The 23,309-nt window shown below is 65.1% G+C and carries 31 protein-coding genes; 2 read left to right on the top strand and 29 right to left on the bottom strand.

Features of this window, described 5'->3' with window-relative positions:
- Positions 1–76 precede the first annotated feature (76 nt).
- The 9 genes from fdxB to nifH form a co-directional block, all read right to left on the bottom strand.
- Positions 77–367 carry a ferredoxin III, nif-specific gene (fdxB, locus tag HT136_RS07975; protein ID WP_214199061.1) on the bottom strand — a complete coding sequence of 97 codons (291 nt, stop codon included), beginning with the start codon at positions 365–367 and terminating at the stop codon, positions 77–79.
- On the bottom strand, positions 364–567 hold the full coding sequence (locus HT136_RS07970; protein ID WP_214199059.1) for a CCE_0567 family metalloprotein: 204 nt from the start codon (positions 565–567) through the stop codon (positions 364–366). Before HT136_RS07970 ends, fdxB begins: the two co-directional genes overlap by 4 nt.
- A gap of 13 nt (positions 568–580) precedes the next feature.
- Entirely contained in the window at positions 581–1,039 is a 459-nt protein-coding gene (locus HT136_RS07965) for a NifX-associated nitrogen fixation protein (protein ID WP_214199057.1), read from the bottom strand.
- 2 nt (positions 1,040–1,041) lie between these two features.
- Positions 1,042–1,446: a nitrogen fixation protein NifX gene (nifX, locus tag HT136_RS07960; protein WP_214199055.1), complete on the bottom strand. Its 405-nt coding sequence runs from the start codon at positions 1,444–1,446 to the stop codon at positions 1,042–1,044.
- On the bottom strand, positions 1,443–2,840 hold the full coding sequence (gene nifN, locus HT136_RS07955) for a nitrogenase iron-molybdenum cofactor biosynthesis protein NifN (protein ID WP_214199053.1): 1,398 nt from the start codon (positions 2,838–2,840) through the stop codon (positions 1,443–1,445). The genes nifX and nifN overlap by 4 nt, the downstream gene beginning before the upstream one ends.
- A gap of 2 nt (positions 2,841–2,842) precedes the next feature.
- Positions 2,843–4,321 (bottom strand): nitrogenase iron-molybdenum cofactor biosynthesis protein NifE, encoded by a 1,479-nt coding sequence (gene nifE / locus HT136_RS07950; RefSeq protein WP_214199051.1) that lies wholly within the window; start codon positions 4,319–4,321, stop codon positions 2,843–2,845.
- A gap of 79 nt (positions 4,322–4,400) precedes the next feature.
- The gene (gene nifK / locus HT136_RS07945; protein ID WP_214199049.1) at positions 4,401–5,960 is read right to left on the bottom strand and encodes a nitrogenase molybdenum-iron protein subunit beta; all 1,560 of its coding nucleotides are present in this window, start codon (positions 5,958–5,960) and stop codon (positions 4,401–4,403) included.
- Positions 5,961–5,996: 36 nt separating this feature from the next.
- Positions 5,997–7,499, bottom strand: coding sequence for a nitrogenase molybdenum-iron protein alpha chain (nifD, locus tag HT136_RS07940; RefSeq protein WP_214199047.1), 1,503 nt, complete (start codon positions 7,497–7,499; stop codon positions 5,997–5,999).
- Between the two features lie 121 nt (positions 7,500–7,620).
- On the bottom strand, positions 7,621–8,499 hold the full coding sequence (gene nifH, locus HT136_RS07935; protein ID WP_214199046.1) for a nitrogenase iron protein: 879 nt from the start codon (positions 8,497–8,499) through the stop codon (positions 7,621–7,623).
- A gap of 391 nt (positions 8,500–8,890) precedes the next feature.
- Here nifH and HT136_RS07930 point away from each other — a divergent pair, with 391 nt between their 5' ends.
- Both HT136_RS07930 and HT136_RS07925 read left to right on the top strand, forming a co-directional pair.
- Positions 8,891–9,322, top strand: coding sequence for a response regulator (locus HT136_RS07930; RefSeq protein WP_214199044.1), 432 nt, complete (start codon positions 8,891–8,893; stop codon positions 9,320–9,322).
- Positions 9,323–9,470: 148 nt separating this feature from the next.
- A complete protein-coding gene (locus tag HT136_RS07925) occupies positions 9,471–9,677 on the top strand; it encodes a TOBE domain-containing protein (protein WP_214199254.1) in 207 nt (68 codons plus the stop codon).
- Between the two features lie 50 nt (positions 9,678–9,727).
- Here the strand turns inward: HT136_RS07925 and HT136_RS07920 are convergent, their stop codons facing one another.
- The 20 genes from HT136_RS07920 to HT136_RS07825 all read right to left on the bottom strand — a co-directional run bounded on the left by HT136_RS07920 (position 9,728) and on the right by HT136_RS07825 (position 23,268).
- The gene (locus HT136_RS07920; protein ID WP_214199043.1) at positions 9,728–11,116 is read right to left on the bottom strand and encodes a DUF1501 domain-containing protein; all 1,389 of its coding nucleotides are present in this window, start codon (positions 11,114–11,116) and stop codon (positions 9,728–9,730) included.
- A gap of 11 nt (positions 11,117–11,127) precedes the next feature.
- The gene (locus HT136_RS07915; protein ID WP_214199041.1) at positions 11,128–12,636 is read right to left on the bottom strand and encodes a DUF1800 domain-containing protein; all 1,509 of its coding nucleotides are present in this window, start codon (positions 12,634–12,636) and stop codon (positions 11,128–11,130) included.
- Between the two features lie 480 nt (positions 12,637–13,116).
- Positions 13,117–13,884, bottom strand: coding sequence for a siderophore-interacting protein (locus HT136_RS07910; protein ID WP_246543446.1), 768 nt, complete (start codon positions 13,882–13,884; stop codon positions 13,117–13,119).
- A 122-nt stretch (positions 13,885–14,006) separates the two neighbouring features.
- Entirely contained in the window at positions 14,007–14,504 is a 498-nt protein-coding gene (locus tag HT136_RS07905) for a TOBE domain-containing protein (protein WP_343222136.1), read from the bottom strand.
- Positions 14,505–14,506: 2 nt separating this feature from the next.
- Entirely contained in the window at positions 14,507–14,821 is a 315-nt protein-coding gene (gene grxD / locus HT136_RS07900; protein ID WP_214199039.1) for a Grx4 family monothiol glutaredoxin, read from the bottom strand.
- A 2-nt stretch (positions 14,822–14,823) separates the two neighbouring features.
- Positions 14,824–15,078 carry a BolA/IbaG family iron-sulfur metabolism protein gene (locus HT136_RS07895; protein WP_214199037.1) on the bottom strand — a complete coding sequence of 85 codons (255 nt, stop codon included), beginning with the start codon at positions 15,076–15,078 and terminating at the stop codon, positions 14,824–14,826.
- 14 nt (positions 15,079–15,092) lie between these two features.
- Positions 15,093–15,392, bottom strand: coding sequence for a 2Fe-2S iron-sulfur cluster-binding protein (locus HT136_RS07890; protein ID WP_214199035.1), 300 nt, complete (start codon positions 15,390–15,392; stop codon positions 15,093–15,095).
- 40 nt (positions 15,393–15,432) lie between these two features.
- Positions 15,433–16,611, bottom strand: coding sequence for a DegT/DnrJ/EryC1/StrS family aminotransferase (locus HT136_RS07885; RefSeq protein ID WP_214199033.1), 1,179 nt, complete (start codon positions 16,609–16,611; stop codon positions 15,433–15,435).
- On the bottom strand, positions 16,608–16,883 hold the full coding sequence (locus tag HT136_RS07880; protein WP_214199031.1) for a hypothetical protein: 276 nt from the start codon (positions 16,881–16,883) through the stop codon (positions 16,608–16,610). Before HT136_RS07880 ends, HT136_RS07885 begins: the two co-directional genes overlap by 4 nt.
- A 13-nt stretch (positions 16,884–16,896) precedes the next feature.
- Positions 16,897–17,274, bottom strand: coding sequence for a DUF3024 domain-containing protein (locus tag HT136_RS07875; protein ID WP_214199029.1), 378 nt, complete (start codon positions 17,272–17,274; stop codon positions 16,897–16,899).
- Between the two features lie 16 nt (positions 17,275–17,290).
- Positions 17,291–17,545, bottom strand: coding sequence for a nitrogen fixation protein NifZ (locus tag HT136_RS07870; RefSeq protein WP_214199028.1), 255 nt, complete (start codon positions 17,543–17,545; stop codon positions 17,291–17,293).
- Positions 17,542–17,889 (bottom strand): nitrogen fixation protein NifZ, encoded by a 348-nt coding sequence (locus HT136_RS07865; protein WP_214199026.1) that lies wholly within the window; start codon positions 17,887–17,889, stop codon positions 17,542–17,544. The genes HT136_RS07870 and HT136_RS07865 overlap by 4 nt, the downstream gene beginning before the upstream one ends.
- Positions 17,870–18,451 carry a hypothetical protein gene (locus HT136_RS07860; protein WP_246543445.1) on the bottom strand — a complete coding sequence of 194 codons (582 nt, stop codon included), beginning with the start codon at positions 18,449–18,451 and terminating at the stop codon, positions 17,870–17,872. Before HT136_RS07860 ends, HT136_RS07865 begins: the two co-directional genes overlap by 20 nt.
- Positions 18,448–18,669, bottom strand: coding sequence for a 4Fe-4S binding protein (locus tag HT136_RS07855; RefSeq protein ID WP_214199024.1), 222 nt, complete (start codon positions 18,667–18,669; stop codon positions 18,448–18,450). Before HT136_RS07855 ends, HT136_RS07860 begins: the two co-directional genes overlap by 4 nt.
- Before the next feature lie 6 nt (positions 18,670–18,675).
- Positions 18,676–20,265, bottom strand: a complete 1,590-nt coding sequence (gene nifB, locus HT136_RS07850) for a nitrogenase cofactor biosynthesis protein NifB (protein ID WP_246543444.1) — start codon at positions 20,263–20,265, stop codon at positions 18,676–18,678.
- A 250-nt stretch (positions 20,266–20,515) separates the two neighbouring features.
- Positions 20,516–20,917 carry a hypothetical protein gene (locus HT136_RS07845; RefSeq protein WP_214199022.1) on the bottom strand — a complete coding sequence of 134 codons (402 nt, stop codon included), beginning with the start codon at positions 20,915–20,917 and terminating at the stop codon, positions 20,516–20,518.
- Between the two features lie 181 nt (positions 20,918–21,098).
- Entirely contained in the window at positions 21,099–21,947 is an 849-nt protein-coding gene (locus tag HT136_RS07840) for an SIR2 family protein (RefSeq protein ID WP_214199020.1), read from the bottom strand.
- Positions 21,948–21,952: 5 nt separating this feature from the next.
- Positions 21,953–22,171 carry a putative nitrogen fixation protein NifT gene (gene nifT / locus HT136_RS07835; protein ID WP_214199018.1) on the bottom strand — a complete coding sequence of 73 codons (219 nt, stop codon included), beginning with the start codon at positions 22,169–22,171 and terminating at the stop codon, positions 21,953–21,955.
- Between the two features lie 3 nt (positions 22,172–22,174).
- On the bottom strand, positions 22,175–23,050 hold the full coding sequence (locus HT136_RS07830) for a 4Fe4S-binding leucine-rich repeat protein (RefSeq protein WP_343222135.1): 876 nt from the start codon (positions 23,048–23,050) through the stop codon (positions 22,175–22,177).
- A gap of 23 nt (positions 23,051–23,073) precedes the next feature.
- A complete protein-coding gene (locus HT136_RS07825; protein WP_214199016.1) occupies positions 23,074–23,268 on the bottom strand; it encodes a 4Fe-4S binding protein in 195 nt (64 codons plus the stop codon).
- Between the last annotated feature and the right edge of the window lie 41 nt (positions 23,269–23,309).

The raw sequence follows: 23,309 nt of genomic DNA, 5'->3' as shown, positions 1-23,309 counted from the left end.
GTTCATCCTCCTGTAGTCCTTGCCTTTGTCGCCCTTTCCCCGCGTCTCTCCCGTTGTCTTGTCTTATGTCGAAGTCTTACGCCGCCATGGCGTGGGTCTGGCAATTGGTGGGGCACACGCGCGCGCAGGCGCCGCAACCGATGCAGGCCTCGGCGTCTTCCATCGCCATGACCCGCTTCTCGATCTCGTCGTCATCGTCATCATCGAGTTCGACAATGTCGCCGTCCTCGTTGAGGCCCTTCAGGGTCATGACATTGCGGCCGCAGACCTTGAAGCAGCGCCCGCAGCCGATGCAGGCTTCGGGATCGATCGAGACCAGGTACTCGGGCACCCATTCGCGCCCGCCACGGGTTACGAAGCCGCTCACGAGGCCGCCTCCAACGCCTTCATCTGCGCTTTCATCGCCTCCAGCGCGGCGTAGCTCTCGCAGACCCGCGTCGCGGTCGCCATCACGGTGTCGAGGCCGACCGGCAGTTCCTCGGACAAGTCGTGCAGGTCCATCTTGGCCTGCATCGCGCGCGCCGAAAGCTTCTTTACCTCGGCCTTCATCGCTTCGAGATCGGACATCGCTAGGGGCTCCTCAGTAATCGGCAACCTCGGGAAACTTCCCGATCATGTCGCTGGCCTGGGTGATCAGCTTCTCGGCCTCCGAATTCAGCTTCTCGAGGCTGTCGAAGCCGAAGCGGTGGACGTCGCGCAGCGACTTGTTCACGACGACAAGCCGCCCCGCGATAAGCACCATGCGTCCGAAGCCCTCGTGGCTCATCTTCATCATCGGTTGGACCATGCGCTTGGTGCGCCGCTCGATCTCGAGACAGAGTGCTCCGTAGAACAGTTCCAGGCGCCAGAGCGTGTCTGGATCGGGATCGCCGATGATCGGGATTGCGCGGCGTGCCTCCTTGTCGAGGATGTAGGGGGTGAGCAGGTAGCCGTCGGACTTGGTTTCCCAGTGGCCGTGGGTGTCCTGCGCGCGGACCTGCCGCACCAGCGCAGCGGCAAAGCCTTCGATAGCGGGCGCTTCGATCGTGTCCTCGGGCATCGTCAGGCTTCCTCTTCCTCGAAATCGAAGGTCTTTTCGCCGCTGCGGCCCAGGATCTTGCGCAGCCAAGGCGGCGGGGTGCCCTTGAGCACTTGCTGCAGCTTGGCGAGCATGCCCTCGATCGGTTCGGGCTCGGGCACCTTCATGGGGTGGATGTTCTGCGCGACCACGCGCGCCGCGCCCGAACCGCCGATCGCGGCGACGACGAGGATCGAGACACCCTGCAAGGCCTTGAGCTTGGGCTCGAGCTTGTCCTCGTTGCCGTCCTCGTTGAGTTCGCCGGAGAACTCCGCGACGCGGTCGAGCGCCCAGCCCTCTTCGGTCAGATCGTAGATCGCGATGTTGCGGGCCCAGCCGAAGTGCGCGTCGATGCGCTCCAGGTCCTGCGTGGCGAAGGCGACTTTCATGGCACAAGCTCCTTTTCGACTGCGGGGAAGGGTCCGGGGGGCAGATTCTCGGGCCAGGCGTCGCGCCAGGCCTCGGGTCCGGGGGCGTGATGGTGGCGATGGTGCATCACCATGTTGCCCACCGCGAAAAGCAGATCGCGCGTGCCGCGATAGCCGAGCGTGACGAGGTGCGCGGCGCCCAGCGTGTCGAACATCGGGATGCCGATGCGGAAATGCGGCACGTGCAGCCGCTCGGCCGCCTGGCGCCCGTGGCTGTGGGTGACGAGGATGTCCGCCTCGCCCGACTTGGCCCCCACCTCGAGGTCCTCGAGATCGCCGATCAGCACCTCCTCGCAGGGGATCCGCGCGAGGATCGGCGATGGCGTGGTGGTCACCGCCGAGACGATCTTGCCGCCCACTTCGGTCAGCGTCGCGACGAGCGCGAAAAGCAGGTCGGGTTCGGCGCCGATGGCGAAGTTGCGCCCGCCGATGTGGAAATGCGAATCGAGCATCGCATCGACGAGCTGGCCGCGCTGGCGGCGGTAGCGCAAGGGTACTTCCCGGCCCGAAATCTCGGCGAGGTGCGCAATGAACTCGTCGCACGCAGATAGCCCGGTGAGGCGCTCGAAAAGGCGGAACGGAACGCCGGTCTTGGCCTCCAGCGCCTGCGCGGGTCCGCGCATCTGCTCGCCGATGGCGATGGTCGATCCCGCGCAACCCATCGCGCGGGCTTCCTCGGGGCCGGTCCCGCCGAGCGTAGTGGGGGTGAAGTTTTCGGGGATGTGCCCGTCGAGCGAGCCCGAGAGGTCGGGTAGGAAAGTCGCCTCGAGCCCGAAGGCCTCGAAGATCGTGCACAATTCGTCGATGTCGCCGGGCGTCACGTGGCAGCCGGGCAGGACGTTGACCCGGCGCGCGTCGCGGATCGCGGGGCGGCTATCGACGACGACCTGCTCGACCATCGCGGTGACCGCCTTGCTCCAGCCGTCCTCGAAGGCGCCCGAAAAATCGGGGGTCGAGCACTGGACGATCTCGACCCCGTCGAGTTCGGGATGACGTGCACGGATCATCTGGACGAAGCCCTTGAGATCATCGCCCTTCACTTCGGTGACCCCGGTCGAGCAAATGCCGATCAGTTCGGGCTTGGTCCTAGAGGCGATCGTCAGGACCGCCTGCTCGACATTCTCGAAGCCGCCGAGCACGGTTGCCACCTCGGACATGGCGGTGGTCTGCAAGGGAATCGCCTCGCGGAAGTGGCGCACGAAGAGCACGAGGCCGAAGCTGGTGCAGCCTTGCGAACCGTGGAGCAGCGGCATCGCCGCGCGCATGCCCATGAAGGCGAGCGCGCCGCCGATCGGCTGGCTCATCTTGAGCGGGTTGACCGTGCAGGCCTTGGTCGATTTGACGAGCTGCGCCATGGCTAAGCGGCCTCCCGCCCCGGTATGGTATCGGGACGCTTTGCGGAACTATCGGGAGCCGCGTCCTCGAGGGCCCGGTCCTGCCATGACGCATCGCCCGCCCTCTCCCACGGCGCCGGGCGACGCACTTCCTGCCAGACCGGGTTGGCAAGCGTGCGGTCGATCTCGGCCACCATCGCGACCATGCCGTGGTACCCGGCAAAGGCGACGTGGCGCTCCTGGTTGATGTCCATCCACGGCATCGAGGCCTTGAGCGCGATAAACTGCGAACGCCCGCCCGAGAGCATGATGTCGGCTTCCGCTTCCTTCAACTTGCGGTACATCTCGCGCGGGGCAAGATCGTCGAACATATGGGCATCATCACCCATGATCTTCTTGACCTTCTCCTTGTCCTCGCGGGTGGATTTCTTGACCGAGGTGCCCGCGATCACCATGCCCGCTTCCTGCAGCGCGGCGACCACCGACCAGCTTTTCACCCCGCCCGTGACGAGCAGCACCTTCTTGCCCGATAGCCGCGCGCGGTAAGGCTCGATCGCGGCCCAGGCGCGCGCTTCCTCGCGCGCGATGACGGCCTTCGTGCGGTCCATCAGTTCGGGATCGGCACCGCGCTCGATCAAGAGGCGGGCGATCTCGCGCAGCGTGTCGGACATGTCCTCGATGCCGTAGAAGCTGCCCTCGAAGAAGGGGATGCCGTAGCGCTCCTCCATCTTGCGCGCGACGTTGATCATGGCCTTCGAACAGACCATCATCGCCGCCTTGGCCCGGTGCGACCAGGCCACTTCCTCGTAGCGCGCATCGCCCGAGATGCACGAGAGGATGCGGATGCCCAGCTCGTCGAGCAGCGGCTTGATCTGCCACAGCTCGCCCGAGAGATTGTATTCGCCGATGATGTTGAGGTCGTAAGGGGTGGTGTAAGGCGGCTCCTTCGTACCGATGACGTGCTTGAGCATGGCTTCGCCCGCCAGCTTGTTGCCCAGGTTCTTGGGGCCCACGAAGCCGGGCGAATGGATCGGGATGCAGGGCGTGCCGAACTTCTCGGCCGCCGCCTTGCACACGGTGTCGATGTCGTCGCCGATCATCGCGGGAACGCAGGTCTCGTAGACGAAGACCGCGGGCGGCGCGTATTTCTCGACGATCTCGCGGATCGCCTTGAACAGGTGCTTCTCGCCGCCGAAGACGATGTCGTTCTCGGTCATGTCGGTGGTGAAGCCGGTGCGGTAGAGCTTCGATCCCGAGGAGGCCGCGCCGCGGTTATCCCAGGAATTGCCCTCGCAGGCGATCGGCCCGTGGACCAGGTGCGCGACATCGGTGATCGGCTGGAGCGCGATCTTGGCCCCGTCGAAGGCGCAGCCGCCGGCCGCTCCCCCAGGCTGGAGCTGCTTGGTGCAACCCTTCTTGCGTTCCTTCTCCGACTTGGCCTGGTTCTTTCCGCAAGCCGGCTCGTTGAACACGTCCTGGATGGTCTGGTTGAGACTGGTCATCGGGGGGCCTCTCGGGTTGCAAGCCGTCGGAAAAAGGCTCCCCCACCAATGGCGCAGGCGGTGGGGGAGCGATGCGACATCAGCGGATGATGTCGTAGCTGTAGTCGGTCTTGCTGGGCACGTTGGTGGTCGCGTCCATGTGCTCGAAGATCCGGTCGAGGATCGTCACGAGGACGTTGAGGCCGCCCTGGTAGCCCCACACCGGGTATCGGTGCTTGTGGTGGCGATCGAAGATCGGGAAGCCGAGGCGGATCAGCGGCACGCCGGTGTCGCGCTCGAGGTACTTGCCGTAGGTGTTGCCGATCAGGAAATCGGGCTTCTCGGTGAACAGCAGCGAGCGCATGTGCCACAGGTCCTTGCCCGGATAGGCCTGGCACCCGGCCCCGAACGGCGAGCTGTCGAACAGCGCCTGCATCTTGGCCGCCCAGGCCTTGCCGCCGTTGGTCGAGAGCACCACCACCGGCTCGCCGCCCAGTTCCATCACGAACTTGGCAAGGCCATAGGCCAGGTCGGGATCGCCGTAGATCGCGAACTTCTTGCCGTGGATGTGCGCGTTCGAGTCGGCAATGGCATCGACGAGGCGGCCGCGTTCCTTGGCCAGTTCGTCGGGGATCGCGACGTCGGCGAGCCGCGCCACTTCCATGACGAAGTTGTCGGTCGCCTCGACCCCGATCGGGTGGTTGAAGAAGGCGGTTTCCTGCCCGTGCGCCGCGATGAAGGGCAGCGTCTTTTCGGTGCAGTATTCCTGCATCGAGATCGTCGCCTTGGCGTGGATGGCGCTCGCCGCATCCTCGAGGCTGGTGCCCCCGTCGTACATGCGGAAGGTGCCGTCGGTGGGCGTGTCCCACACGTCCGACTGGTCGCCCAGGATCGTGTAGTCGACCTTCATCATCTCGAAGATGCGCTTCACTTCGCGCAAGTTGCCCACCGCGTAGCCGTCGAAGCCGTTAAGGAAGTTGATCTTCGCATTGGGCACGCGCTCGAGCTTGGGCGCGGTGTTGGCCTTGCCGTCCCAGAAGTGCTCGAGAATGCCCTTCATGGCGTTGTCGTAGCCGGTGATGTGGCTGCCGACGAAGGCCGGGGTGTGGGCGAAGGGCACGTCGAACTCTTCGGGGAGCGACTCCTTCTCCTTGGCGGTCTTGATGAAGGCGTTGAGGTCATCGCCGATGACTTCGGCCATGCAGGTGGTCGAGACCGCGATCATCTTGGGCTTGTACATCGAGTAGGCGTTGGCGAGGCCATCGACCATGTTGGTGAGCCCGCCGAAGACGGCCGCGTCCTCGGTCATCGAGGAGGAGACGCAGCTCGTCGGCTCCTTGAAGTGGCGCGAGAAGTGCGAGCGGTAGTAGGCGACGCAGCCTTGCGAGCCGTGCACGAAGGGCAGTGTGCTCTCGAAGCCGATCGCGGCGAAGACCGCACCCAGGGGCTGGCAGGCCTTGGCCGGGTTGATCGTCAGCGCTTCGCGGCTGAAGTTGAGGTCCTTGTATTCCTCGGTCTTGGCCCATTCGCGGACCCGTTCGACTTCCTCGGCCGGGTGCGGGTTCTCGAACTCGGCCTTCTTGCGGGCGAGCATGTCCACGTATTCCTCACCGCGGAACAGCTCGAAGTGGTCTTTGACCTTGTGTGCGTCCTGGGGCATGTCAGCCTCCTGTCAAATTGGGGTGGAGATGGCCGGTCATTCGGCCGCGATCGCGAGGTAGTCGCCGTCGTCCTTCTTCCAGGGCGTGGGCGCCATCGACCAGACCGGCGAGTTGATCGCCATGTCCATGTCGCGCGCGAAGATCGCGAAGCCGTCGTAGCCGTGGTAGGGGCCCGAGTAGTCCCAGCTGTGCATCTGGCGGAAGGGCACGCCCATCTTCTGGAAGACGTACTTCTCCTTGATGCCCGAGCCGACGAGGTCGGGCTGGATCTTCTCGACGAACTTCTCGAACTCGTAGCCGGTGACGTCGTCGTAGATCAGCGTGCCGTCCTTGACGTAGTGCTGGGCGGTGCGCTGGTAGTCGTCGTTGTGGCCGAACTCGTAGCCGGTGCCGACCACTTCCATGCCCAGGTCCTCGTAGGCGCCGATGACGTGGCGCGGACGCAGGCCACCGACGTAGAGCATGACCGTCTTGCCTTCGAGGCGCGGGCGGTACTTGGCGATCACCGCTTCCATCAGCGGCTTGTACTTGGCGATGACGCGCTCGGCGCCTTCCTGGATGGACTCGTCGAAGTAGCTGGCGATCTTGCGCAGGGATTCCTCGATCTTGGAGGGACCGAAGAAGTTGTACTCGCACCAGGGGATGCCGTACTTCTCTTCCATGTGGCGCGAGATGTAGTTCATCGAGCGGTAGCAGTGCAGCACGTTGAGCTTGGCCTTGGGCGTGGCTTCCAGCTCGGCGATCGAGCCGTCACCCGACCACTGCGCGATCACGCGAAGGCCCATCTCCTCGAGGAGGATGCGGCTCGACCAGGCGTCGCCGCCGATGTTGTAGTCACCGATGATGGCGACGTCGTAGGGGCCGGGCTCGAAGAGCGGCGCCTTGCCCTCGGCCTTGTCGAAGACCCAGTCGCGCACGGCGTCGTTGGCGATGTGGTGGCCGAGCGACTGCGAGACGCCGCGGAAACCCTCGCAGCGCACCGGCACGATCGTCTTGCCGCCGTATTCCTTGCTCTTGGCCTTCGAAACCGCCTCGATATCGTCGCCGATGAGGCCGATCGGGCATTCCGACTGGACCGTGATGCCCTTGTTGAGCGGGAAGAGCTGCTCGATCTCGTCCATGATCTTGGCGAGCTTCTTGTCGCCGCCAAAGACGATGTCCTTCTCCTGGAAGTCGGAGGTGAACTGCATGGTCACGAAGGTGTCGATGCCGGTCGTGCCGATGTAGTAGTTGCGGCGCGCGGCCCAGCTGTACTGGCCGCAGCCGACGGGACCGTGGCTGATGTGGATCATGTCCTTGATCGGGCCCCACACCACGCCCTTGGAACCGGCGTAGGCGCAGCCGCGGATCGTCATGACACCGGGGATCGACTTGATGTTGGACTTCACGCCGCAATCGCTCTTGCCCTCTTCCGAGACGTTGAGGTGCTTGGCGCGGCGCTTGGCGAACTTGGCCGGATAGACTTCAAGGACTTCCTGGATCAACGCCCGGTTGCGTTCCTTGACGTCGGCGATGTCGGTTGGGGTTGAGACACTCATTTCGATGCACTCCTGGTGGATCCGTCCTTGCTGCGGACCGGAACGCGAGACCGGTTGCCCGGCCCCCTTCGGGTCGCATGCCATGTGAGGCGCGAAGGGGGCCGGACGCTTGAGGGACTTGTCAGGCGGTGAGTTCGGCGGCGGTGAGGCCGACCTGCGACTCGTCCACGGCCTTCATGATGCCGTGCTCCATGAGCATGTCCTCGAGCTCGTCCATGGTGATGGGCGTCGGGATGATGCCGTTGCCCGAGTTGTTGTGGATCTTCTGCGCGAGGTTGCGGTATTCCTGCGCCTGGTTGCTCTCAGGCGCGTATTCGATGACCGTCATGCGGCGCAGTTCGGCGTGCTGCACGATGTTGTCGCGCGGCACGAAGTGGATCAGCTGGGTGCCGAGCTTGGCAGCCAGGTTCTCGGCCAGTTCGAGCTCCTTGTCGGTCTGGCGCTCGTTGCACACGAGCCCACCCAGGCGCACGCCGCCCGAATTGGCGTATTTCAAAATGCCCTTCGAGATGTTGTTGGCCGCGTACATGGCCATCATCTCGCCCGACATGACGATGTAGATTTCCTGGGCCTTGTTCTCGCGGATCGGCATTGCGAAGCCGCCGCAGACCACGTCACCGAGCACGTCGTACGAGACATAGTCGATGTCCTCGTAGGCGCCGTTCTCTTCGAGGAAGTTGATCGAGGTGATGACGCCGCGGCCCGCGCAGCCAACGCCCGGCTCGGGACCGCCGCTTTCCACGCAGCGGATGTCCTTGTAGCCGATCTTCATGACGTCCTCGAGCTCGAGGTCCTCGACCGAGCCGGCTTCGGCGGCGAGCGAGAGGATCGTGTCCTGCGCCTTGGCGTGGAGCATCAGGCGGGTGGAATCGGCCTTGGGGTCGCAGCCGACGATGAGGATGCGCTGGCCAAGGTCGGCGAGCGCGGCGAGGGTATTTTGCGAGGTGGTGGACTTGCCGATGCCGCCCTTGCCGTAGAAGGCGATTTGACGAAGTGACATTGCTTGGCTCCTGAGTTGTTAAAGCCGTTTGCGCAGACCGGACGGGGGGATTGATGCTCCGACCCGGCTCTCTCCCCGACGCGTCCTTCTCGTTGCGGCGGGTCAGCAGGACCTGCCCGCTGTGCCCTTCCCTCTGCACGGCGCGTGCCAAACGCAGGATATTTTATAAAATCGCGTGAAATCATAATTTTGCATGCGATATCGCACGAAGCGTCGGCATGTGACAAAGCGAACAAAGCGCGCAGCCATGTCGCAAAGGACACATCTCGGCGCATCGTCGCCCTGTGCGCTGGATCGCGCAAAACCAGCACCTGCGCATTCGGGCGCGCGGGTGGAACGCTCCTTGCTTGGATGCTTCCTCGCAGTTTCACAGGCTTGAGGAGAAAAGCCCATGCAGATCGGTGTCGAAACCGCCAAGGCCGTCGACCAGCGGCGCATCTTCGTCGTCGACGAGGACGAGATCACCCGCGCGGCGCTGCAGTTCATGCTGCACGACGAGATCGAGACCCACGAACTGGCCAGCCTCGAAGAGGCCTATGCCAAGGGGCAGGACTGGCTGAAGCCTGACGTCCTGATCCTGGGGCTCTCGATCGTGCGCAGGCAAGGCCTCGAGGTTCTTGCCGAGATCGCGACTCGCTACCCGGCTGCGCGCACGCTGATCGTGGCCAGCCCGGAGGAGGAGGAACTGGGCATCGCCGCGCTCAAGGCCGGCGCCCACGGCGCGCTCGTCAAGCCGCTGCGCATGGAGGCGGTGCGCCAGAAGGTCGACACGATCCTGGGCCGTGCCGGCGGCGCCGCCCTGGTCCAGCTGGGCGGGCTGTAGTCGCCCTATTCTATAGATCTATTTTCATATCGCCGATGTTTTGAGAACGATTGTTGGTATAGGCACGGCATTACAGCCCCGTTAGGCTCCCCCAATTGTCGGGAGAGGGTTGCCATGGCGGGCACGTACACAGGCCATGGAGACCATGATGAAGATCAGTGCGCGCAACCAGATACCCGGCACCATCACGGCAATCACGCCGGGCGCCGTCAACGGCTCGGTCAAGGTGGAGATCGCCGGAGGTTCGGTCCTAACCTCCAGCATCACCGAGGAGGCGATCGCCGATCTCGGCCTCGCCGTGGGCGACACGGTGACCGTCATCGTCAAGGCGAGTGACGTGCTGATCGGCAAGTAACATTTACCAGTCGTCGGGAGAGCATTTGCAGCCCTCCCGGCAATTGGCGATCACACGATTCCCAGGTTCCAGGTCGAACGATCGAAATTGGCAAGATTGGGCAGCAGCAAGGGAAGGTCGCTGTCGGACACCCCGAACCAGCGGGCCAGGGTGGCGGCGTATTGGTCGACCGACGTTGTAGGAATCAGGCGCCCACTACCCACGTCGTCACTGGTATTTATGCCCACCTTCGGCGGCGTGCCATAAATCCGACCTCCGTTGACGGCTCCGCCCATGATCAGCTGGTGCCCGCCCCAGCCGTGATCCGAACCATCTCCGTTCGAAGCGAGCGTACGCCCGAAATCAGATGCGGTGAATGTCGTCACCTGCTGCGCAACACCGAGTTGCTCGAGCGCGTCTTGGAAAGCAGACAGGCCTCCGCCAAGTGTTCCCAGCATCGCCTCGTGCCGCGCCAGCAAGCCGCTATGCATGTCCCATCCCCCAAGGCCGACAAAGAAGACCTGCCGCTTGGCGCCCAATTCGGAGGAAACAGCAATCATGCGCGCAATGATGCGCAACTGATCGATAAAGGCGTTGCTTGCCGAAAACATCGGGAACTGTGAGGCGGGAACACTGTCGAGAGCGGCGTTGACCGTACCGGCCATGTCCTGGGAACGGCTTGTTAACGCAGCATAGTCGCCCCCAAAGATGTTCGTGTCCCCCGCCGTCATCGATTGAAGGAGGGCCTCGTGCAGGTCAGCCGAGCCCAGCAGCAGGCTCGATCCACCAAGAAGGTCGACGGCACCCGTTTTGCCGATGCAATAGGGATTTACCGTATCGCCGCTCAGAAATACGCTCTGCTGCCCAGCACTGATGCAGGTCAACTGGGGATTGCTGTTGTAGGCCTGGACGAAGTCGCCGATCCGGCCGCCCCAACCCGAAGCTCCGGCGTCGGAGTTGCTGGTCGCGACATACGCCTGCTGGCTGTTGTGGCTGAACAACTTGGGTGGCAATTGAACGGTCTGGTTGAAGTACTGCGTTCGGGTCGTCGGCTCGATCAGAGTGCCGACGTTGAGCAACACCGCCATTTTGCCCGCCGCGAACTGCGGCGCAAGCGAAGAAAGCGCCGGATTGAGCGCATATTGCCGCCCCTCCAGATCGTTCGCCGGGCTGAGAACGGTCGCGCCCAGATCCGACCGCCCGATCGCGATCTTGTTTCGCAACATCGCGTAGAGCGTATGGTTGTCGGCATCGTAAGGCACGATCGTGTTGGCATAGTCGTTGCCGCCATGCAAAAACACGCAGACGAGGGCCTTGTAATCGGTCGAGGTGGCCGCAGAAGCCGTGCGAATCAGGTCAAGGCTTGAAAGAAGAGGCGCGGCGGCCACGCCGGCGAGCGCCATCTGCGAGGTGCGACGCAGGAACGTGCGCCGCGACTGGTTAAGAAGGATGGAAGTCATGTCGACTAGCCCTATCGCTGGATGAGGTATTCGGGAGAGACGAGCACCATGATCATGGCCGCCTTGATGCGCGTCTGCGCGTAGTCCACAGCCGTTTCCGAAATGCTCGCGATGGCGCTGCGGATCGCCTCGAGTGTCTCTTGCGACAGCTGTCCGGCCGCGAGGCGCAAGGCAATTTCATCGACGAGAGCCACCGGATCTGCAGCCAAGGCTTCGAGGTCGCTGTAATCGCCGACCAAGCCGCTCGCGAGCCCTTCGGACACGACCTTGAGCATGAAGTTCACGTAGACGATCGCGGTCACCTCGTCGGCGATCTGGAACTCGGGTGCGACAAGACCTGCGTTCGACGTCGAACTGTGCTTGGGCGCGTAGTCGGGCTGGAAGAAATTGAAGACCGAAGGCGCATGTCCCGGAGACTGGCCCAGGTGCTGGCTGCGACTTTCCAGGGTCGGCACCTGCCACAGGTCGTTCGCCGGGCTGGCGTTGAACGAACGGGCCCAGTTGGTGAAGCGTTGCACCGGCGCGCGCACCCGCCCGAAGCTTGCCAACTCGAGATTGTCGTCGCTCAGCGCCTCGGCGTCGGTCAGCACGCTGCGCACGACCGCCTTGATGTCGCCACGTACGCCGGCCCCATTATCCACGAAGACATCGGCCACACGCGCCACGTAGGCCGGAGTCGGATTGCTGGTAACCAGAGCCCTGATCATCGCCTTGGCAAAGAAGGGGGGTACATTGGGGTGTGCGAAGATGATATCGAGCGCGGCCTCCACAGCGGCATAGCCGCCACCGCTGACAGTGCTCCCCAGGAACGTCGCCGAGCCCGTCTCATTCAGCGTCGGGTCGATGACGAGATCGGCTCTCGCAAGCTCGATGTCCATCGCCGCCAGGCTCGTATCGACTTCAAATCCCGTAAACACCCGCGCAAGCTGCGTGACATCGACTTCCGAATAGGTGGACAGATAAGCGCCATTCGCATCCACCACATAGGTCCCGTCCTGGTTGAGTTGGTAGAGTCCCAGGGTGAACAGCTGCATGATCTCACGCGCATAGTTCTCGTCCGGCATTTCCCCGGTGCCGTTCTCCTTGGCGCTGCCAACGTACGTCAGGAAATCGCCCATGGCCCTGGTCCGGGTGATCTTCGAGAGCAGGTCGCGAAAATTGCCGAAGGCATGGTCAAGCAAGACGTCCATGTAGAAGCCCATCTGGAAGCTAGGCCAGCGCTTCACCAAATCGGCAATGGACACGACGAAAATGTCGAGCATGGCCAGGGCCACGCGTTGGCGAAGCTGGTCTTCGGCTTCGATCAGCTGGCGCCAGATCGAGTAGTCCCAAGGGCTGGTAAGTCCCCTGTAGCTCACGTCCGAATAGCCGCTGGCGACCATCCAGTCCCAATGCGAGATGGTGCGATCCATCAGGAACTGGGCATCGAGCCAGGCGTCGATCCCGATGTCGACCACAAGGTCGATGTCCGCTCGCGTTGCGCCGTTTGTCGCATGCCCCAGAAAGCGACTGGCCCGCATCTCCGCGGTAATTGCAGATGTCGTGGGGGTGGCCACCGGCGTGGAAGGCGCCGCAGCCGGTTCGCTTCCCTCGCCCCCACCACAGGCAGCCGTCGCCAAGGCCAGCACGGCAGGTATCGCATGTGCCGCACCGCGCGAAGGTGCGTCGGGAATTTCAACTGGCTGCGCGTCCGACATCGTCGACCCTCTGTTGCATTCTGGGAATGCGGTCGCTCAGGCGCTGTCAGCGCGAGGTAATCAGAGCGGCGACCACATTATCGTTCAGCAACTTTATAGAGAGGGGCGACGGGCCAACCGGGCGCGAGCCCGACAATTTTGGCCTCTCCGGCGCGGAAAAATCCGCCGAAATGCACGGAAGTGGATGTTCCGCATCGATAAATTGAGGACGTTGATACAACCTGCCCGAACGCAAAAATGAGACATCCGACCAATTGGCCGGATGCCATCATCGTTTGCAATTTCAGAACCTTGCTACGGGGCCTAGACTTCGGGCGTCGCCGCCTCGAGGTCCTCGCGCTTGACGAGCTTGTGGCTTTCCTCGTCGAGGCCCTGCTTCCAGTAGCTGGAGATGTAGAGTTCGGACGGCGAAAGGCCGCGTTCCTCGCGCAAGTAGCCGCGCATCAGGCGCATCGCCGAGAACTCGCTTGCCGCCCAGGCGTAGATCCGGCCCTCGGGCCAACCGGCCGCGCGCAGCGCCTCGACAAGCAGTTCGGGCTTCGCGCCCGGCTCGGGATTGACCACCCACTGGATCGCGACGCCTTCGGGCGCGTCGATCGCGATGCGGTCCTCCTCGCGCTGGATCTCGAGGACGACGAGGCCCTGCGCGGTTCGATCGAGCGCCTCGAGATTGACCGAAATCGCAGGGATCGCCGTCATGTCCCCCGCAACGAGATAGAAGTCGAAGCCTTCGGGCAAGGGCTTGGCCTGACCGGGACCACCGACCTCGATGGTATCGCCCGGGTTTGCCGTGACCGCCCAGTTGGTGGCGGGGCCCGAGACCCCGTTGTCGACGCCGTGCAGTGCGAAATCGACGTCGATCTCACCCTCGCGCTGGGCGCGGATGGTGTACGTGCGCAATGTGGGCTTGGCCGTGCCCGGCCGGGGCGGGAACATCAACTTGACGTAGCCGCCCTGCTGCTCCTCGGGGTATCCGGCAAGACCCTCCCCACCCAGCGTAACGCGGATCATCGAGGGCGAGACTTCCTTGCGGGACAGAACGGTCATCGTACGCGGGGCTGGCCGGGCCATGCGGGCTCCTTCTTGCGATAAATTTGCAAGAAGGAGATAGGCCGGAACGGCCGGAATGCAATGTCACCGCGTGCAACCGGGCCTTCCAATTTCGCGATCGGAACCATTCGACGGCACCGATGTCACATCTCGTCGAGTGTGGCGACGATGATGTGCGAGGCCTTGAAACTGGCCAGGATCTGCCGCCCGGGCTCGAGCCCCAGCGAACGCGCGCTGTTGGTGGTGACGAGCACGGCAAGCTCGCGTCCGTCGCCGATGTCGAGCACGCACTCGGCCTCGACCGAGCCGCTGGTGATCTCCACCACGGTGCCCCCGATGAGGTTGCGCGCCGAAAGCGCGAGGCCGGGCACGTCGTCGATGAGGGTGATGAAGCTGGGCTTGATCAGCGCGACGGCGCGCCCGCCCGGGCGCAAGTCGAGCGCGGCGACGCTCGAGTTGGGTACGAGCGCATCGATCACGATCCGCTCGTTGACGAGGATGCCCACCTCGGCGCTGACCGCGCCGTGGACGATCGCGGTCACGATCCCCTCGAGCATGTTGCGCTCGCTCGCCCGAAGGCGGCGCGAGGTATCGCGCTGGAACGGAACGACCGTCCCCAGCGGCTTAGGACGGCCCGCCACGCTCAGGCGCTTTCGCCAGCGAAGAGCGCCTGGAGTTCGCCGCTCGCGTACATGTCGCGCACGATGTCGCAGCCGCCGATGAATTCGCCGCGCACATAGACCTGCGGGAGCGTGGGCCACTCGGAGAACTCCTTGATGCCCTCGCGCAGGAACGGGTCGTCGAGCACGTTGATGCCCACATAGGACCGACCGATCGCGTCGAACACCTTCACGACGCCGGCGGAAAAGCCGCATTGCGGCGCCTCGGGAACACCCTTCATGAACAACACGATCTCGTTGTCCTCGATGAGCGCGCGGATACGGTCGGAAGTGGCCATCTCTATTCTCCTGCGGGGGAAGCGGTTGCGGGAACGAAAGTCTGGAGCGCGAGCGCGTGGAGTTCGCCGCCCATGTCCGCGCCGATGGCGGCGTAGACCATCTTGTGCTGGACGATGCGGCTCTTGCCCGCGAACTGCGCGGAAGTGACGCGCGCGGCCCAGTGGTCGCCGTCGCCGGCAAGGTCCACCATCAGGACTTGCGCATCGGGAAAGGCCGCGGTGATGCGGCGTTCGATCTCGGGGGCATCCATCGGCATCGCGGCGTCTCCTTTCAGACGAAGCTGAGGACTTCGACGGTCACGTCCTCGGTACCCAGGATCGTCGCCTGGCAGGCGAGCCGTGACTTCGAGCCGACGCCGACCAGCGTGTCGAGGATCGCGTTCTCCTCGCGCGTGGTGCGCGAAAGACCCTTGCGGCCCTCGAGGACGAAGAGGTGGCACTGGCCGCAGCTCGCCTGGCCGTCGCACTTGTGCGCCACCGGCGTTCCGTTGGCGAGCATCGCGGCGAGCAGGCTGTCGCCCTCGGCGACGGCGATGGACGTGGCAGAAGGCATGATCGTGAGCGTGGACATGGGTCTTGGGTCTTTCCTGTGGTCGGTCGTTGTCGGTGGTTCAGTAGATCGCCGCACCCGCGCCCGAATTGATCGAGGCGTCCTTGAGCCGCGCGACCATAAAGGCGATCTGCTCGGGGGTGAGGTGGGCGTGAAAAGGCAGCGCGACGGCGCGGTCGGCGACTTTCTCGGTCACGAAAAGATCGCCGCGCGTCCAGCCAAGCGCGCGATAGGCGCGCTGGAGATGGAGCGGGTTCGAATAGGCGTGCGCCTCGACGCCTTCGGTGCGCATGTCCTCGAGCACCGCGTCGCGCGCGCCCTTGGTGAAACGCGTGCCCAGGTGCACGATGTAGAGGAACCAGTGCACCTCCTCGACATCGGGCGAGACATAGGGCGGCTTGATCCCCTCGAAGCTTTGCATGAAGCCGTCGTACATCGCCTGGATGCCGCGGCGCCGCTCGAGCAGCACATCGATCCGGCGCAGCTGCGCCAGCGCGAGCGCGGCGATGATCCCCCCCATCGGCGCGCCGAAAGGCGCACCGACCCCGGCCGAGACCGAGGCGCGATCCGCGAGCGTGCGCGAACGCAGGCGGCGCATGGCCATGGCAAGCGCGGTGTCGTCGGTGAGCGCGATCCCGCCCTCCCCGCAGGCGATCACGCCGGGCTGCGCGAAGTCGAACAGCGCGACATCGCCGAAGCTGCCGACCATCCCCGCCTTGTGGCGCGAGCCGATCGCCTCGCTCGAATCCTCGACAAGGAACAGGCCGTGGCCGTCCGCCAACGCGCGCAGAGCCGGCCAGTCGGCGGGATGGCCGCAGGTGTTGCCCGCGATGATCGCGCGCGTGCGCGGCGTCACCTTGTCCGCGCTCTTGGTCGCCGAAAGGCATCCGGACCAGTAGTCGATGTCGGCAAAGACGGGGGTCGCCCCGCAGCGCAGCACGGCGTGGCCCAGTTCGTGATAGGAATGCGCCGAGAGGATCACCTCGTCGCCCGGCCCGATCCCCTTGGCGACGAGCGCGATCAGCAGCGCCATCGCCGCACTCGACACCGCCACGCCCCGCGCGCGGCCGCAGTAGGCGGCGAAGGCCTGCTCGAGCTGCTCGACCACGGGCGCGTCGCCCAGCCGCGCGCCGCGCAGGACCTGTTCGACCGCGACGACGTCGTCGAGCGTGAGGTCGGGATCGCTGAGCGGGATCTGCAGCGGCTCGCCGGTCTCGATCGAAACGACCTGCCCGGTCATGGTTGCGCCCTTTCGGCGAGCAGCAGCCCCGAAGCCTCGGCCGGATCGTCGGTCACCTTGATGCAGTGCGAGGAGACGTCGAGCAGGTGCAGGTCGCAAGGCCCGGCGCTGCGGAACGGGTCTTCCAGCACGTCGCTTGCATCGCACTGGCGCAGCGCGACACCGGGCACCAGACGTTGCAGGGCCACACCCAGCATCTGCGGCCGGGCCCCGTCGCCCAGCGCCGCCACCAGCGCATCGATGCGCGCGATATCGCTTTCGCTCAGGGCCATCGCCTCGTCCTCCTCATTGCCAGAAATCGCGCGCGGGATCGGCGTTAAGCCGCGCGAGCATTTCACCCAGGCGCGCGAAACGCCCCTCCTCGATCCAGCACTCCCCCACATGGTCGCGCCTGTAGAGTGTCCAGTCGCGCGCAGCCTCGTCCCAGAGCAGCAGCGCGACATCGACTACCCCGCCCTCGGGATCGAGGTTGCGCGAACAACACGGACTGCGCACGAGGTAGCCGTCGACGACGGGCACCACTTCGGGCTCAACGTAGCGGTAGCGCTGGCGCCCGCCCAGCAAGTGCAGCACGCGCGCGCGATCGAATTCGTTGGGTTGGCGCACGGCCTTGCCGGCGGAGTGGCGCAGCTCCCGGCGCGAGCGGACCTGGGCGATCGTCATGGCTGCCAACTCCCCCTCACGGCCGCTCGAGCTCGTCTTCGAAGCATCCCACGACCAGCGGGCCGCGGATGGCTTCGGACGGGAACTCGACGAGGTAGACAGGCTGGTTGCTGTCCGAGTGGTGGCCGACGTTGACGATCTCGCCGAGCGTGCCCTTGGCGGCGAGCACCGCTTCGGGGGCGACGCCCGGGAACGTCCCGTCGTTGACCAGATCGAGCGTGGCGCGCACCGCCTCGCCCCAGCCGAACACGGGTTCGCGAATGTCCATCATGGCCGCGCCTCCACGCGGGCCAGCGGCGTAGCGCCGAGCGCACAGGGCAGTTCGTCCGCATCCTCCTCGTCGGTCCAGACCGGGTCCAACTCGCGCCGCTTCATGCCCACACGGTTGCCGCTCTCGAAAAATTCGATGCCGTAGATGTAGAACTGCTGGAGGAAGGTACCGATCGAGACGACCACGCCTTCCTCACCCTTCCTGACCAGGAGTTCGCCGATCTCCTTGCCCGCGTACGTCCCGTCATTGCGCACGAGGCGCCGGGCGCGGACTTTCTCGCCATAGCGAAAGGCGGGCGGGCCGTTGAGCTCGACGACCTCGCTGTCACGAACGATGTTCGCCATCGGCGTCCTCCCCTTCCTCGTCCTCCATGCGGTCGAGCACGTCGACCAGCACGCGCGCACCGATCCGATCGCGCGGATCGAGCTCGAGCAGCTTGAGCGCCGCCTCGCGGCCTTCATCGAGGCGTCCGGTGCGCAGCGAGAGATAGGCAAAGCCCTTCAGGCTGAAGAGGAAGAAGCGCGGCAAGAGCGCTTCCCATTCACCGAAGTCCGCCTCGTCCGGCTGGACGCGGCGCCAGTTGTCGCCCAGCACGTTGAGGCGCATGGCCTTGGCGACGCAGGCGCGCGCCACGTCGAGCGCCTCGTTCAACCGCCCCTTGTAGAAGTAGAAGCGGTAGAGCGCGATCAGCACCGCGGCGTGATCGGGCGCGATCGCTTCCGCCGCGAACAGGTGCGTCTCGGCAACGTCGGTCAGGTGGTAGCGCTCGGCCGCGCGGTCGAGATGGAAGCGCGCCTCCTCGGGCAGCCCGCCGCCAAGCAGCGGGCTGGCGAGGATCGAACGCTCGAGAGCATCCGATTCCCCGCCGAAGCCCTCGAAGGGCGAGTGGTTACCCGCCGGGCTCATGCCGCCTGGTACCGGGGCTGGCTGGCGTCGAGCACGCAGGTGTCATCAACCGGGCAGATCGCCACGCACTGGGGCGTCTCGAAATGGCCGATGCACTCGGTGCACAAGGCCGGATCGATGACGAAGGTGCCCTTCGCTTCCGAGATCGCCAGGTTGGGACACAACGCCTCGCAAGCGGTGCAATTGGTGCACTGGCTGGCGACGATCTTGTACGCCATCGCGCCTTACCCCGCCTGGCTGAGCAGCGCACCCTGGCGGATGGCCGCATCGCCGCGCTGCTGGTGGACGATCTCGCCGCTCTCGATCTTCGCGAGGTAGTCCTTGAACCAGACCAGCGCCGACTGCTCGATGAACTCGTGCGCGTACTGGTCGACCGGCTCGATGCCCGCCGCCTGGAGGTCCGCCTTGGGGCAGCCGCCGATCTTGGCGACGAAGACCGCGTGGCAGTCGTTGATCGCGGTGATCACGGTGTCGAGCGCGTCCTCCTCGCCGTAGCCGCCCTGGCAATAGAGATCGACGCGGCGGTGGCCGACGAACTTGGCGCCCTTGGCGGTCAGTTCGTAGATCTGGAACTCCTTGGCGTGGCCGAAGTGTTCGTTGATGATCCCGTGGCCCTTGGTGGCGACCGCAACAAGGAGCGCGATGTCACCCGCTTTCTCGAGCCCGTCGAGCTCGCTGGCCTTGGCCGCGACCTTGGCCTGGCGCTCGCTTTCGACCGCCTGCTGGTAGGCCTTGCGCCCTTCGGCGTCGTATTCGACTTCCATTGCCATGATCTTCTCGGTCGTGAACTCGGCCGAACGGTCCTCGCCCAAGAGGCCGACCGCGTCGGCGCGACACTGGCGGCAGTGGCGCATCATGTTCATGTCGCCTTCGCACTCGTCCTGGAGCGCCTTCAGTTCCTGCGCCGTGGGCCCACGCTGGCCGTTGAGGCCGAACACCGTGCCGTGCTCGGGCGCGGAGATGAGCGGCATAATGTTGTGGAGGAACGCCCCGCGGCTCTTCACCGCCTTGTTGACCTCCACCAGATGCTTGTCGTTGATCCCCGGAATCATCACCGAGTTGATCTTGGCCAGGATGCCGCGCTCGGTGAGCATCTCGAGCCCGAGCATCTGGCGTTCGGTGAGAATCTTGGCGGCCTCGTAGCCTTGCAGGCGCTTGTTTTCCCAGAAGATCCAGGGATAGATGTGCTGGCCGATCTCGGGATCGACCATGTTGATGGTGATGGTGACGTGGTCGACCTTGTACTTGGCGATCTCGTCGACCCAGTCGGGCAGCGCGAGGCCATTGGTCGAGAGGCACAGCTTGATGTCGGGGGCGACCTCGCTGATGAGGCGGAAGGTCTCGAAGGTCTTGGCCGGATTGGCGAGCGGATCGCCGGGGCCGGCGATGCCGAGCACGGTCATCTGCGGGATGGTGGAGGCGACCGCGAGCACCTTCTTGCTCGCCTGCTCGGGGGTCAGGCGCTCGGAAACGACGCCAGGACGGCTCTCGTTCGCGCAGTCGTACTTGCGGTTACAGTAGTTGCACTGGATGTTGCAGGCGGGAGCAACCGCCACGTGCATGCGCGCGTAGTGGTGGTGCGCTTCTTCGGAATAACAGGGGTGGTTCTTCACCTTCTCCCAGATTTCGGGGGCCATGTCGGCCGGACCGGCACTCGATCCGCAGCTTGCCTTGCCGCTGCCACCTTCGGTGCCGCAGCCCTTGTGCTCGGCCATCTTCTGCATGACGTCGGAAATGTCGACCACGCCATCGGCTGCGAGATCGTCGGGACCGGTGCCGTGGTCCATCGCTTGTGTGAAAAGGGTATCGGTCATGAACAACTCCCCATCTTGCGGTCCGGCGGCGGGGGGCACCGCCGGCTTGCGCTGATGGGAAGGTAGTGAGCAAGCACCGTGCCAGATGCGGCAAACAATGCCACAAATGGCGGTTTTACGGGCCTGTCATGCTGCAGTGCAAGAAAAGCGACGCCCCGTGCATGTCACGAATGCCACGCCGGCGTGACGCGATTGTCCGGGTCGCTACACGGAAAGGATCCAGGTTTGGGGTTCTACCTCGCCGTCGAGCTCAAGCCGCCGGCATCGCGGCGCTGTAATAGCTCATCGCCGCATCGGGGTTCTGGATGTCGTAGGAGAACCAGGCCTGCGCGCCATGGTCGTAGACCTGCACCACGCCGCCGGTCAGCCGCGCGGTGAACGCGCTGTCACTGGAACGATCGTGGCCCTGCACTTCGTCGCCCTGGGGGCGAAAGGCGATGAAGGCCTTGTCGCCCTCGTCGTAGATCTCGGGAAGCTTGCCGCCGAACTTGGCCTGGCGTTCGCCGTCGAAGCCCTGCACCGCATCGCCGCGCGCATCGGCCGCGATCAGGCGGTCGCGCCCCTCGGCGTGGTCATAGACGCCCGCAACCTTCTTGCCGGTGAGATGGGCGAAGGTGGCGGCGGCGATCAGGGCGCGGGTGTGTGCAAGCATGCCCCCCATGTGGTCGTGCCGGCCGGCAATTCAAGACGCATCACGCCCCAGCCCAAGCACTGTGCCGCCACGAAAGGGCACCGCGCATCCCTCGAAGGGGAGGCGCGGTGCAGGTCATCCCGGCCTGAAAGGCACCGGGCGTCGCAAAGGGACGCTTGCGAAGCGGGTCGAAGCTGCAGGGTCAGGCCATCAGCGCCTCGAGCGCCGGAGCCAACGCCATGTCGATCGCCGCGATGTTCTGTTCCTCGAGGAAGCGCGCCTCGTTGCGGGTGAGGCGCGCCACGTCGACCACCGCGTAGTGGCGCGCGGACGAACGCTTCATGATCTGGCGCGCGTAAGTGCGCAGCAACTGGTCGTTGAACGGACAGCCCACGAAGACGAAGCCCATCCCCGTACGACGCTGGCGCACCTCCTCGGGGATCGGGGTCTGGATGTCGATCTCGGTCAGCACCTCGACATAGTCGGCATCGGTGATGAGGAAATTGGCCGCCGGCGCGATCCCGCCGTGCGGCGTGTAGAGCAGCGTCTTCATGGTTGCCGCGCGCACCGCGTTGCAGGGTTCTCCCGCAGCCTCATAGAAGCGGTACCACTGGTCCTCGCCGATATGCGCGCGGGTGATGCCCTGGACTTCGGCCCAGTCCTCGCGCCCCGAGGCCATGAGCGCGGCGCGCATCTCGCTGGCGTACCAGGCATCGATGATCAGCGGGAGCCCGAGCCCCGCCAGCCAGGCGTGGAAGGACGAGGGCGCGACGGCTTGGGCGAAGGCCTCCTGCAGCCAGAGCGTCACCGTGTCGCGAAAGCGGGTGCTCTCGATATATTGCGCCGCCGACCAGCAGTTACCCCGCGCACGCTTGGGCAGCGCGGTCTTGGTCGCGAAGAACTCGGCAAGCGCCTCAGGCGAGAGCGGGGCGGCGTGGGGGGCGAGCGCCGAGACGCCCGGCCCGACATAAGGCGCCAGCGTACCCGCACGCAGGCCCTGCGCGGCTTCGCGCAGCAGCGCGGCGGGGTTTTCAAGAGCGAGCGTGGCCATGGCGCTCAATCCTCGTCCACGGTGGCGCGCTTCTTCGCCTCGACGGTGATAGGAAGGCGCGTGTCCTCGGCCATCCAGGGCAGTTCGAGCACCCAGCCATTGGCAAGTCGCACCCAGCCGTCCCACAGGCTTTCCTTTTCGACTTCCACGATCGGTTCCTCCAGGTCCTTCTTGGGCACGTAGGCCGAGAGCTGGCCCTCGGCGCGGCGGATCATGACTTTCATCGATCAGGTCTCCTTGGGTGGGCGGGTCGGGTTGACGAGTTGCACGACGGCGGGCTGGTCGAGACGCGCCGCGAGCGAAGGCACTGCGGCAATGCGCTCGCGCGCCAGTTCGCGGATCGCGGGTTCCTCGTCGCCCAGCATCGCGAAGAGATCTTCCTCGGCGCTGCGCTCGGCGACGGTGAAGCGCACCCGCATGTCGCTGTCGCTGGCGAGCAGGCGCAACTGGTCGAGCGGGAGCCGCTCAGCCACTTCGCGGCGCACCAGCGGATCGGTGTCGAAGGCCATGTCGGGCAGCGCGCGCAAGTCGATCCGCCGCGCCACCCAGGCGCGCACTTCGGGATCGGGATCGTGACGCACCAGCGGCAGCATCTCGCCCGGCATGCGGCGCACCGCGGTGATGCGCACCATGTAGGCCGCGTCGCGCACCGCCGGAAGCAGGTCCGCGCCGGTCAGGCGGGAGGCGGCGGCAATGCGCACGTCGGTGTCCTCGTCGTGGATCATGCGTCGAACTCTCTCCTCGGGCAGCCGCAACACCGCCATCGCACGTACTTCGGGCTCGGGATCCTCGAGCAGCGGCACGAGGCGGAACACCGAGGCGTGGCGCGCGGCGCCCGCGCGCACCTCGAAATAGGGATGGTCGAGATAGTCGTCGGCCAGTTCGGGATTGCCGCGCAGGAACTTCTCGACCCGGCGCGCCCGCCGATCGCGGATGCAGGCCCGGCCCTTGGCGCACAAGCCCATCGCGTTGATCGCCTGATGCGCGCATTCGCGGCAGCGCACCGGGCGCCCCTTCCAATCGAGCGCAGCGCCCAGGTTGTCCTCGTAGACCGGTCCGGTCACGACCCCTGCCATCCCGTGCCAGCCGCCCTTCCCGGCCACGCCCTCGACCACCCTGGGCCCGTTCAGGCCGGCACGCAGGTCTTGGGAACCGGGCAGACGGTGTCGCACTGGGGATGATCGTATTCCCCCGCACACTCGGTGCACTTGGCCGGATTGATGATGAAGGTGTCGCCCTTCATCGAGATCGCTGCGTTGGGACATTCGAATTCGCAGGCGCTGCAACCGGTGCACTGCGAGGCGATGATCTTGTAGGCCATGGATACCCTCCTGCCAGAGTTTCCCCCTTGCAAAGCAGGAA

It is taken from the genome of Novosphingobium profundi (genome assembly GCF_018491765.1).
Taxonomy (GTDB): Bacteria; Pseudomonadota; Alphaproteobacteria; order Sphingomonadales; family Sphingomonadaceae; genus Novosphingobium; species Novosphingobium profundi.
This window is presented reverse-complemented; position numbering and strand designations above follow the sequence as displayed.